This window comes from Coralliovum pocilloporae (genome assembly GCF_030845175.1).
Classification (GTDB): Bacteria; Pseudomonadota; Alphaproteobacteria; order Rhizobiales; family Cohaesibacteraceae; genus Coralliovum; species Coralliovum pocilloporae.
Window position 1 is genome coordinate 2,289,490 of sequence record NZ_CP132542.1, and the last position, 11,624, is coordinate 2,301,113.

An 11,624-nucleotide genomic window follows, 5' to 3' on the forward strand; every position below is an offset into this window, starting at 1 on the left:
TCAGGCGTTTGACGCCACTCGCAATTTGCCACGATGGATATCGGGATCCGCAGTGATCTCAGTTAGCGAGCGGGCTTTTGCATAGTACCAGCCCTGGCCGAGGGTGCAGCCCGCTGCCTGGAGCAGGGTGACATGATCTGATGTCTCGACGCCTTCCGCAACGATGGTCATATCCAGCGCGTGGCCAAGGCCGACAATTGAGCTGACGATCGCATCAACCGTACGGCTGTGACCGAGCTGGTTGATGAAACTGCGGTCGATCTTGACCTTGTCGAACTGGAAACTGGCCAGATAACTGAGGCTTGAATAACCGGTGCCGAAATCATCCAGGGCAATCTTCACGCCCATTTCCTTCAGGGATTTGAGCACACGAATATGCTCCTCGGCCTCGCTCAGGAAAACCCGTTCGGTGATTTCCACTTCCAGACGCTCAGCGGGCAGGCCACTTTGCCTCAGCGCAGACCGGACTTCCTTGACCACATCCTGTCTGCGGAACTGCGCCGGTGACAGATTGACGGAAATGGTTGCATTGCCGGGAAGCTTGAGGGCGTCACGGCAGGCTTTATGCAGCACATAGGAGCCGATCGGGCCGATCAGTCCCGTATCTTCGGCGACCGAGATGAACTCGGCCGGTGACTGGGGACCGCGGACCGGATCTGTCCAGCGGATCAGCGCTTCATAGCCAACTGTTTCGCCGGACGAGAGGGCGTGCTGAGACTGATACCAAACCTCAAGACTGTCGCTTTCAATGGCCTTGCGGAGACCCGCCTCCGTATCCCGGCGGCGTTCCAGCTCGGCTTTCATTTCAGGTGTGAACAGGCGCGATGTAGATCGGCCATCCTGCTTGGCGCGATAAAGTGCGAGGTCTGCATTGCGCAACAGGCGGTCGGGTTCCTTGGCGTCCTGATTGGCACGGGCGATGCCGACGGATGCCGTTGAGACAATCTGATGACCATTGGCGGCAAAGGGTTGCTCGAACCGCTCGACAATATGCTGACCCAGCGCTGCCACATCATGAATGGGAGAATCAAAGGAAATCACGATAGCAAATTCATCGCCGCCTAGTCGGGCAACAAAACCGCGTTTCTTGATAATCATCGACAGGCGTCGCGCCATTGCCGAGATGAGCGCATCCCCCGTCGGGTGGCCCAGCGTGTCGTTGATTTCCTTGAACCGGTCAAGATCTATCAGCAGAAGGTAAGTGATTGTTTCATTGTCCGGCCTGGTCGTGACCGCGATGTCTTCCAGTTTCCGCATCAGGCTGGCCCTGTTCGGAAGGCCGGTCAGAGGATCATGATGAGCCAGGAAACGCGCTTCCTGCTGGATTTTCAGATGTCCGCGCAGTCGCTTCCAGCCCAGCAGCGCGGCGAGGGCCATCATAATAGCAACGATGATGGACATGATCCGCGTGGCTTCGGAAGCCGAGACGATCAGGATCCGGCCTGCATCGGAGACAGTTGATTCGATACGGGCAACACCGGCGATAGTCCCGTTCTTGAAGAGCGGCACATAGGTCGTTGTCTGCCAGTTTTCCTGAGATGAGTTGAGTACGACCTGCATCTGGCCGGATTTGAGGGCCGCTTCAAAATATGGACGCTGTGTCCCCGGCAGTCCGGCAAATGAGGCCTGGACGTCCGGTGCGTAGCGGCAGAAGCCGGTATATCTGCACAGATCGATTACCCTGCCACTGCGGGTCAGCATCGTAATCTTGCTGATCTTGGAGAGATGTCCCTTGGGCTGAGTAAAAAAGGAAAAAACCGTGTTGAAAATTGGATGGGCTGCGCTGGGCTTGAACTCGCCCTGCAAGTAGTAACTGCCGGATCTTGGGGCATTCACCGTGTCGGCAAAGCCGGTCTTCTCTACCAGATAGGAGGACCAGGAATAGGTGTTGGCCTTGACGTTGGAAACAAAGCGATGATGCAGGACTGAATCTTCCCCCTGCATCAGCCCCATGATGATGGCGGCTGTGATGCAGGCGAGCACGAGAAACTGCTTGATTTCTGATCGCGTCGCAACAAACAAGATGAGGTCCCCATTTAGCTGCCTAAATGGTTGCAGAAAAAACTTTCAATTTCTCTAACATGAATGAGAATTGCCTCTCTGCTCCGTATAAGGATACCACCTTCTGCCGGAAGACAGTTTCCGCGTTGCTGTTTATCCATGTTGCTCTTAAATAAGAACCTGGCGGACAAAGCGGGGTGGGGACAGTGACAACGGAAATTGCGGCGAGATTTGTAACCGGCTCGACCCTGCGCCATGTGGTCAATATGACAGCTGCCGGTTCTGTAGGGCTGATGGCGGTTTTTCTGGTTGATTTCGCCAACCTCTTTTACATCTCCCAACTGGGCGAGCAGGAGCTTGCAGCGGCAATCGGCTATGCAGGGACCATCCTGTTTTTTGGTATTTCCGTTTCCATCGGTTTGACCATTGGCGGTGTGGCTCTGGTCTCGCGTGCGCTTGGAGCAGGGGAGAGTGACAAGGCTCGTCGTCTGGCCATGTCATCCGTTGTGTCGTCCTTTATCGCGCTGAGTGTTATATGCATGGCATCCCTGCCATTCATTGACATATTTGTGGCAGCCCTTGGCGCCGAAGGCTTAACTGCTGAAATTGCTGAAGATTTTCTGATTATCGTCTTGCCATCCATGCCTCTCATGGGCCTGGGTATGGCCTTTTCCGCCCTGCTGCGTGCGGTAGGAGATGCCAAGCGATCCATGTATGTGACCCTGGCTGGCGCTGTGGCTTCTGCCTTGCTTGATCCACTGTTTATCTTCGGTTTTGGCTGGGGCGTGGAGGGGGCGGCCATTGCCACAGTCTGTGCCCGCGCCACAATGGTGATTGTCGGCTGGTATGGCGTTGTCGTGCGCCATGATATGCTGCGGCGGATCAGCTGGCGCGAAGGGCTGTCGGATTGTGACAAACTGGCCCGAATTGCGCTGCCTGCCATTCTGACCAATGTTGCAACACCTGTCGGCAATGCCTTTGTGACCTGGTCAATCGCTGATTTCGGTGATGATGCCGTGGCTGGCTGGGCTATCATCGGGCGTCTGATCCCGGTGGCTTTCGGAGCGCTTTTTGCCCTGTCCGGAGCCGTCGGGCCGATCCTTGGTCAGAACCTTGGAGCAAGACAATTCGAGCGGGTGGTCAGCACGCTGAATGATTGCCTGAAGGTGACGTTGATCTATTCCGCTGTAGTGTGGTTGTTGCTGTATCTGCTGCAGGACCAGATTGTAAGCCTGTTCCTGGCGGAAGGGGATACAGAAACACTGATCCGTTTCTTCTGCTCACTGGTTGCCGGGATGTTCCTGTTCAACGGGGCTTTGTTTGTAGCCAATGCGGCCTTCAACAATCTTGGTTATCCCTTGATGTCGACCCTGTTCAACTGGGGCAAGGCAACGGTTGGAACGGTACCATTCGTGCTGGTTTTCGCTCATTTCTGGCAGGCCGAGGGTGTTTTGATCGGTCAGGGGATTGGGTCAATCCTGTTTGGTCTTGCTGCCATTATCGCCTGCTACAAGGTGGTGGCCCATCTCAAGGACGTTGACCCGGATATGTCCAAACCACCGGTCTGGCGTATGGCTCTCTCGGCCTTTACCAGCGGCAAGGGTGCCAGTCTCTGAAATCTGTGAGCGGTTCCATTCAATGTTCTGATCACGTCCAAAACGGTTTTTGATGTCGTCTTTGCGCTGGTCAAGGTCCACTCAATTCGCTTTATTGGCAAATATGTTTCGATTCGATCAGGGGGAGTCCCTGCGTAAATGGGAGGTTCATAATGGACGTTCGTGCTGCGGTCGCATTTGAGGCCGGCAAACCGCTTGAAGTCACCACTGTACAGCTGGAAGGCCCGCGTGCTGGTGAAGTACTGGTGGAAATCAAGGCCACGGGCCTTTGCCATACCGATGAATTCACCCGTTCCGGTGCTGACCCGGAAGGCATCTTCCCGGCTATCCTCGGCCATGAGGGCGCGGGCATCGTCCGGGAAGTGGGCGCAGGCGTCACCTCGCTGAAACCAGGCGATCACGTGATCCCGCTCTACACGCCGGAATGTCGCGAGTGCGATTACTGCCTTAATCCGAAAACCAATCTCTGTCAGGCAATCCGTTCAACGCAGGGGCAGGGTCTGATGCCGGATGGCTCCAGCCGCTTCTCCATCAACGGCGAGAAGGTGTTCCACTATATGGGAACATCCACATTTGCCAATTTCACGGTTCTGCCGGAAATCGCGCTGGCTAAAGTGCGTGAAGACGCCCCGTTCGATAAGATCTGCTATATCGGCTGTGGTGTGACCACCGGTATTGGTGCTGTCATCAACACTGCGAAAGTGGAACCGGGTTCGAATGTTGTGGTCTTCGGTCTTGGTGGTATCGGCCTCAACGTGATCCAGGGTGCCCGTATGGTTGGCGCTGACAAGATCATCGGTGTGGACCTGAATCCGGCCAAGGAAGAGCTCGGCAAGCGTTATGGCATGACCGACTTCATCAATCCGAAAGACGTGGACAATGTGGTGGAAGCCATTGTTGACGCCACCAATGGCGGTGCGGACTATTCTTTCGAATGTATCGGCAATATCACCACCATGCGACAGGCGCTGGAATGCTGCCACAAGGGCTGGGGTGAAAGCGTTATCATCGGCGTGGCCGGTGCCGGTCAGGAAATCGCAACCCGCCCATTCCAGCTGGTAACAGGCCGCGTATGGCGCGGTACAGCTTTCGGCGGTGCCCGTGGCCGGACCGATGTTCCGAAAATCGTCGACTGGTACATGGACGGCAAAATCGACATCGATTCCATGATCACAAGCGTCATGCCGCTTGAAGACATCAACAAGGGTTTCGACCTGATGCATGCCGGTGAGGGTATCCGTTCTGTGGTGACATTCGACTGATTGTCTACAGACCGTGACAGGCCCTGAATGCAGGGCGAAACAGGTATCAGAGGCCGCCTTTCAGATGAAGGGCGGCCTTTCTCTTGCGCGGTGCGTTAACCCTTTTGAAAGATTTGTTCTGGCGATCCGGTTCAAAATTGCGTTATCCTGCCTCCCATCGGGGTCAAGGCATGCACCAGAACTGATCAGTTCGGGGGTGCGCAGCTGAAGTAAGGGGTAGGGTAGAATGAAATCCGTATCTTCCATGATGGGTGATATCAATTCACGACTGATGCGCGGCGCGTTGGTTCTTGGTGCTGCGGCAGCCATGGTGCTGGGCACCGTGTCTCTGTCTCCGGCGGCAGAGGATACGCCATTTCACGCAGGCGTCTGGGAACTGCCCGAAGGTGATGGCTTCAAGTCTCTTGTGATCAGTGACTGGCTTCTGTTTGAAGGGCAGTTGCCGAAAACATGGCTGTATCTTGAATCGGGCTCTGCTGCGGAAGGGCGCTATACATTTCTCGCCCGCCACCTGAATGGCACGGGTTATCTCGGTGCCCGGATTGATGTGGCCCGGATCGATGACACCCATATGACCTACAAGATCTCCACCAGAGACGGTGTGCTGACCGAAACAACGGCCCGCCGTCTGAGTGTGCCGAATGCCAAAAAATCCTGCCTTGCGGTTCTCACCAAACTGGAAGACCTGCTCGGGGCTTATGCATCTGCTGACGGCAAGACCAAGAAGAAGCTGGTTCTCACCAAGGACAAACTGACCTGGAACGGCCAGGATCAGGCGGTTTCGGTTCAGCAGCTGCGGGTTGGCCAGGTCGGGATTTCCGCCAATGGCAAGCCGCTGGCCATTCTGGCGGATGCCGGCAGCGATTACGCTGTTATCCAGTGGCTGCACGATGGTGAAAAATCCTTCACCCGTGGCCCTCGGGACGCCCAGCTGCTCAGCTTCAAGAATGAAGAAGTACTGTACCGGTCACGTGTGAACTGCAACAAGCAGATCAAGGACCGGCTGAAATTCATGGGTAAAGGCAAGAAAAAGAAGAAAAAGAGCTGACGCGGCTCTATCTGCATATTCTCCTTTAGTCCTGGTCTCTGGCTCGCAGGTGGTTTGCTCCACCTTGCGGGCCTTATTGTTTGTACAATACACTTGCGCTGATATTTGTGAGGATACCATGGTCGCTTCTCAGGTTGTTCTGATTGCCAGCGCTGTTGCTCATCATACCGTTCCGCTGGTCGCCGGACGGTTCCCCGAACTGACCTTCGTACCGGCCCGAACGGATGAAGAAATCCGCAAGGTTCTTGAGGATCACAAGCCCGTCGCGGCCTTCTCAGTTAAAGGTCCTGATTTCCCGGGAGAACAGCACCGGCAGATCACGCTTTGTCCATCAGTGAAATGGGTTCAGGTTGGCGGGTCCGGGTATGATCACCTGTTGCCGCTGGAACGTGATGACCTGACGGTTACCAATTGCGCCGGACTGCATGCACCATTTCTGGCGGAAACCGTGATGGGGGCAATGATTGCTCTGAACGGCAATTTCCTGCCCTATCGGGATTTGCAGACAAGACGAACCTGGCAGCAGATCCAGTTTCGCCCATTGGCTGGCCAGACGCTTCTGGTTATCGGGCTTGGTCATATTGGTGGTGCGGTTGCTGACCGGGCAAAGGCCTTCGGCATGACGGTGATCGGCTGCCGGAACAGGGATGAACCACACCCGTCTGTTGACAGAATGATCAGGCCTGAGCAGCTGGATGACGTAATCACGGATGCTGATATCATCTCTCTGCATGTCAGGCTCGATGAGACAACACACCACCTTTTTGACGAGACCAGGATCGCACGGATGAAACCCGGCTCTATCCTTCTGAATACGGCCAGAGGTTCGGTGGTCAAGGAGGCGGCATTGGTGGCTGCTCTTGAAACCGGTCACCTGAAGGCGGCCTATCTGGATGTGTTTGAACAGGAACCACTCCCGGCAGACAGCAGACTATGGGATCTGGAGAACCTGCTGATGACCCACCACACGGCTGATTCCGTTCTCGACTGGGAAGAGCGGTTTACACATTTCTTTGGTGATAATCTGGAACGGTGGCTGAAGGGCCTCCCACTGGCCAATAAGGTCTAGAGCGATTTCGGACTTGTGCTGTTGTGCGTCCTGTGTCACCGGTGATGGCAGGATAATGAGAACAGAGCAACAGGAACTGCCAGAGATCATGGAACTCGTATCATCAGTAAAGTGCTTTGACGGTCAGCAGCGTGTTTACCGGCATACTTCTGAAGCAACCGGAACCGAGATGGAATTCGCCGTCTTCCTTCCGGCTCAGGCATTGGCAGGGCTCGAATGTCCGACCCTGTTTTATCTCTCCGGTCTGACCTGCACCTGGGAGAATGTCACCACCAAGGCCGGCGCCCAAGCCTGGTGCGCCAATCATGGCATGATCTTCATTGCGCCTGACACCAGCCCGCGCGGTGAAGGGGTTGCCAATGATGAGGGATATGACCTCGGCCAGGGCGCAGGTTTTTATGTGAACGCAACGGAAGAACCATGGGCACCCCATTTCCGCATGTATGATTATGTGGTGAAGGAACTCTATGACATGGTCATTGAGGCACTTCCCATTGATGAGGATGCAATAGGAATCACCGGTCATTCCATGGGTGGTCACGGTGCATTGACCATCGCGCTGCGCAATCCTGAGAAATTCCGTTCGGTTTCGGCCTTTGCCCCGATTGTGTCTCCGATGAACTGCCCATGGGGTGAGAAAGCTCTGACGGCTTATCTTGGGTCTGACACGGGCCAGTGGGCAGAGCACGATGCCTGTGAACTGGTCAAGGCTCACGGCTGGAGTGGTGATATTCTGGTCGATCAGGGCAGTGCTGATGGTTTCCTGGAAGAGCAACTTAAGCCCTGGCTGTTTGAAGAGGCATGCCGCAAGGCGGGTGTCGAGCTGACCCTCCGGATGCTGGGTGGTTATGATCACTCATACTACTTTATTGCATCTGTCATTGGCGATCACATCGAGTGGCATGCGGAACGCCTCTCCCTGTAATCTGTTTTGAAGCGGGACTGCATAGTAAGTCTCTGAGACCTGAACCCTAAAGCGCTCACTTGGTACATTGCAGGCTTAAAGGCCTGCAATGTGGTATTAAAATATTGCGAAATTGTATGGTTCGGAGATGCAATCCAGGGTAAAATTCTGGCAAAACGTAGAGTTTCCTTGATCTTTAGCGCTTGTTCAGATTTTCGTGATAGCGTGCTCGTTCTAAGATCCAGAACGGGACATGATCATGCGTTGGGGCACGCAATCAGGATCTGGTCTATGGCGGCTTCTGGCCTGCATTTTGAGTGCAGGTCTGTTGGCTGTCTCCCCCGCAGACAGCGGAGAGCAGACCGGGACAGATATAAGGGAACCGATCCAGCCTTTGGCGGGTGCCCCGGCCTATCCGGCTGAACTTGTCGAGCTTGGTAGAAAGCTGTTTCATGATACCGGACTGTCCAGTGATAATCGTATCAGCTGTGCATCATGCCACCCGATAGAACTGGGAGGCATGGACAACAGACGTCTTTCCACCGGTACGTATGGCTTTGAGACAACGGTCAACACACCCACTGTCTTCAATGTGGGTGGACAGTTTGCTTTCGCCCGGGACGGCCGCTCCCATGAGCTGCAGGCGATGATTGAAAGCGTGCTTGAAAGCCCGGAAATGGAAGTCAACTGGGTTTCTGTAACCAGGCGGCTTGCCGCTGATGCGGATTATACGAGCCTTCTGAAACAATCTGGCCTGATGAGGCCGGATAAGGACGACATCACCCGAGCTCTCTCTGCCTATGTGGATACGCTGCGGACACCATCCCGTTTCGATCGCTTCCTCAAAGGGGATCTGGATGCCATAACCGGCGATGAAGCGCGCGGATACCGTCTGTTCAAGGATCTCGGTTGTATTTCCTGCCACCAGGGAATGGGAGTCGGCGGTAATCTTTATCAGCAAGTGGGGATCTTCAGTGAATTCGACTATCTCACGGTGACCGGACATGAAGGTCGGGCTGGTCTGTTCGAGAGCACCGGGCGGGAGAAAGACCGGAACATGTTCAAGGTTCCGAGCCTGAGAAATGTGGCACTGACGGCGCCCTATTTCCATAATGGCGGGGTGAATACCCTCGACGATGCCATCCGCCTGATGGGCAATTATCAGCTTGGGTTGGATTTGAATAATGAGGAAGTTCGACTGATTGCACTGTTTCTCGATAGCCTGACTGCCGAGGAGATCCCTCAATGAGGCAGTCCGGACGTATTGTCTTTCTGGGTGTCATCCTGACAGGCGTCGTTATCGCGGTTCTGACCGTCGGTATGCCTGATGCCAGCCGACAGCATCGCGTCTTGCAGCAATTGCGTATGCTGCATGAGTACCAGGCCAACCTGACCCGGGATATCCTGCTGGTCGACAATGGCGAATTGCTCCACTACGACACGCTGGTTAAGACACTGCGGGCGATGCAGGAGGTGTCCGGAGACATCAAGCGGGAGCTGGATGAAGCATCCACCGCGCGTAGGGATGATCTGGCCCTTATTGAAGATTATGGTTTCAAGCTTGTTGAGCTAAGAGACCAGATCGAGACGTATAAATCTGAGAATGCGGTTCTGCGCAATTCCAGGAACTATCTGTTTGGTATTCTGGACCGTCTGGCCGAGCTGGAGCATGAGGTGTCTGAAGACCTGGAACCGCTTCTTCATGCTCTTGAGGCCAAGATACTGCATGTGTTGATAGATGGCAGTCTGGGACTTGCGGATACGCATGTCCATAATGAGGGACTGATGTCTGAGAGCGCGATGATATCCAGTTCCTATGACCGGCTACCAACGGCACTACAACGCATTGTCAAAAGCTTCCAGCGTCATGCCTTCCTGATCCGGAACCGCGCGGAAAAGAACAGGGCGCTGGTAAGGCATATCTTGTCAGGTGAGCATCTGCAGCTGTCTGAACAGATAGCAGAACGCATCAATGCCTGGCGGCTCAAGGCGGATCAGGATCAGTCTGTCTACAATTACAGCCTGATTGCTGCGATCGTTATAGGGGCGGGGATGATCCTGTACCTCTTCACCCTGATGAGCAGGCTGACAGACCGGCTTGAAGTGTATAACTCCACCCTTGAGCTGCGGGTTCGCCAGAGGACCGGGGCGCTGGAAGAAGCCAATGCGAATCTTGAGAGAGAGGTTGAAGAACGGCGGATTGCAGAACGGACTATCCAGAAACTCGCCTGGCGGGATTCTCTGACTGGCCTCAGCAACCGGTCCTACCTCAATCAGGAGCTGGAAAAGCTTCTGCACAGCGAAGAGTACAAGCGCTGCGATATCTGTCTTCTTCTGCTTGATCTTGATGGGTTCAAGGCAGTGAATGACCAGTTTGGCCATCCGGTCGGGGACAGATTGCTGTCATCCATTGCACAGCGCATTGTTGAAACCTGTCAGCCTGACGATACGGTCGCGCGGCTCGGCGGTGATGAATTCGCTATTATTCTCAAAAACCTGTCCGATCCGGAAATCGCGATGATCCTTGCGGACCGGTTGCGTGATATTGTGCATCAGCCGGTTGATATTGATGGGTTGTCTATTCAGGTTGGCGTCAGTATCGGTGCCGTACTTGCACCTCTTGATGCCACCGAGGCTCACGATCTGATGAGAAAGGGCGACCTGGCTCTCTATCACGCAAAAAGCCGTGGTCGGAACCAGGTCAGCCGTTTTGAGCCACGCTTTGATGTGGAACAACGGAACCGCCGCAAACTCGAAGCGGATCTCAGACGGGCACTTGAAACAGAAGATGGTGTCTACCTGGCCTATCAGCCCAAGGTGAACCTTCAGACAGGAACTATATCTGGACTGGAAGCGTTGTTCCGCTGGGATCATCCGGTTCTGGGTACGATCCGGCCTGATCATGCAATCTCAATTGCTGAAGAGAGCGGATTAATTATCGAGCTGGGTCTGTGGGTGATGGAAGAGGCCGCGCGCAAGATGCGACAATGGTCACAGGCGGGGCATGATCTGGGGCGCATGTGGGTGAATGTGTCGGCCCGTCAGTTGCGTCAAGATACCTTTGTCAATCACGTTCAGCTTATTCTGGCCGAAACAGGACTATCCCCAGCAAAGTTGGGTTTTGAGATCACCGAAAGCCTTGAGATCGAAAGTGAGCCCTTCCTTCTGGCCCGGCTGGAACAAATTGATACAGCAGGCATCGCCTTGGCCATTGATGATTTCGGCACCGGATATTCTTCATTGAGCTATATGAGACAGCTTCCGGTCAGCAGTGTGAAAATTGATCGAAGCTTCATCAATGACATGTTGTCTTGCACTGAAGACATGGCCATCACCAGTGCCGCTGTACGTCTGGGGCATGCTCTATGCCTGCCGGTGGTTGCAGAAGGGGTGGAGACCCTCGATCAGTGTCAGAGTCTGCATGAGATCGGCTGTGATGAGCTGCAGGGATATTTCTTCACGATGCCGTTGCCAGCACATCAGATTGAGCCATGGTTCAATAGGTTTCAGCGCGATATCGCCGATACGGTTTCTGGCCCCTTTATTGACTGGGATAGGCTGGAGCAGCTTATTCTGTCCTGCCGAAACAGCAGTCTCTCGGCTCCAGTCCTTGGAGATCGTAAATCTGGCTAACCAGTTGCAGGTCATGCATAATTCACTGATTTATATCAATTTTTACAACCTAAGATTTATTTGATTAATTCTGTTTTAACGTGATGCGGTT

8 protein-coding genes are annotated in these 11,624 nt (G+C 54.4%); 7 read left to right on the forward strand and 1 reads right to left on the reverse strand.

Annotation, left to right across the window (positions count from 1 at the left end; all coding sequences use genetic code 11):
- Positions 1–2,022 (reverse strand): putative bifunctional diguanylate cyclase/phosphodiesterase, encoded by a 2,022-nt coding sequence (locus tag RA157_RS10610; RefSeq protein ID WP_350333095.1) that lies wholly within the window; start codon positions 2,020–2,022, stop codon positions 1–3.
- A gap of 185 nt (positions 2,023–2,207) precedes the next feature.
- On the opposite strand from RA157_RS10610, the gene RA157_RS10615 reads away from it, so the two are divergent.
- From RA157_RS10615 to RA157_RS10645, 7 genes are all read left to right on the forward strand, one after another.
- Complete coding sequence (locus RA157_RS10615) at positions 2,208–3,617, forward strand: MATE family efflux transporter (RefSeq protein ID WP_350333096.1); 1,410 nt, start codon at positions 2,208–2,210, stop codon at positions 3,615–3,617.
- Between the two features lie 152 nt (positions 3,618–3,769).
- A complete protein-coding gene (locus tag RA157_RS10620) occupies positions 3,770–4,879 on the forward strand; it encodes an S-(hydroxymethyl)glutathione dehydrogenase/class III alcohol dehydrogenase (protein WP_350333097.1) in 1,110 nt (369 codons plus the stop codon).
- A 226-nt stretch (positions 4,880–5,105) separates the two neighbouring features.
- Positions 5,106–5,927: a hypothetical protein gene (locus RA157_RS10625; RefSeq protein WP_350333098.1), complete on the forward strand. Its 822-nt coding sequence runs from the start codon at positions 5,106–5,108 to the stop codon at positions 5,925–5,927.
- 118 nt (positions 5,928–6,045) lie between these two features.
- The gene (locus RA157_RS10630) at positions 6,046–6,996 is read left to right on the forward strand and encodes a D-2-hydroxyacid dehydrogenase (RefSeq protein ID WP_350333099.1); all 951 of its coding nucleotides are present in this window, start codon (positions 6,046–6,048) and stop codon (positions 6,994–6,996) included.
- An 88-nt stretch (positions 6,997–7,084) separates the two neighbouring features.
- Complete coding sequence (gene fghA / locus RA157_RS10635) at positions 7,085–7,921, forward strand: S-formylglutathione hydrolase (protein ID WP_350336191.1); 837 nt, start codon at positions 7,085–7,087, stop codon at positions 7,919–7,921.
- A gap of 238 nt (positions 7,922–8,159) precedes the next feature.
- A complete protein-coding gene (locus tag RA157_RS10640; protein ID WP_350333100.1) occupies positions 8,160–9,149 on the forward strand; it encodes a cytochrome-c peroxidase in 990 nt (329 codons plus the stop codon).
- Positions 9,146–11,533 carry a putative bifunctional diguanylate cyclase/phosphodiesterase gene (locus RA157_RS10645; protein ID WP_350333101.1) on the forward strand — a complete coding sequence of 796 codons (2,388 nt, stop codon included), beginning with the start codon at positions 9,146–9,148 and terminating at the stop codon, positions 11,531–11,533. The genes RA157_RS10640 and RA157_RS10645 overlap by 4 nt, the downstream gene beginning before the upstream one ends.
- The last annotated feature ends 91 nt before the right edge of the window (positions 11,534–11,624 follow it).

Excerpts from the sequence above, each read along its gene's own strand:
- fghA (WP_350336191.1), top strand. The coding sequence starts at position 7,085 with ATGGAACTCGTATCATCAGTAAAGTGCTTTGACGGTCAGCAGCGTGTT.
- RA157_RS10620 (WP_350333097.1), top strand. The coding sequence starts at position 3,770 with ATGGACGTTCGTGCTGCGGTCGCATTTGAGGCCGGCAAACCGCTTGAA.
- RA157_RS10630 (WP_350333099.1), top strand. The coding sequence starts at position 6,046 with ATGGTCGCTTCTCAGGTTGTTCTGATTGCCAGCGCTGTTGCTCATCAT.
- RA157_RS10645 (WP_350333101.1), top strand. The coding sequence starts at position 9,146 with ATGAGGCAGTCCGGACGTATTGTCTTTCTGGGTGTCATCCTGACAGGC.
- RA157_RS10640 (WP_350333100.1), top strand. The coding sequence starts at position 8,160 with ATGCGTTGGGGCACGCAATCAGGATCTGGTCTATGGCGGCTTCTGGCC.
- RA157_RS10625 (WP_350333098.1), top strand. The coding sequence starts at position 5,106 with ATGAAATCCGTATCTTCCATGATGGGTGATATCAATTCACGACTGATG.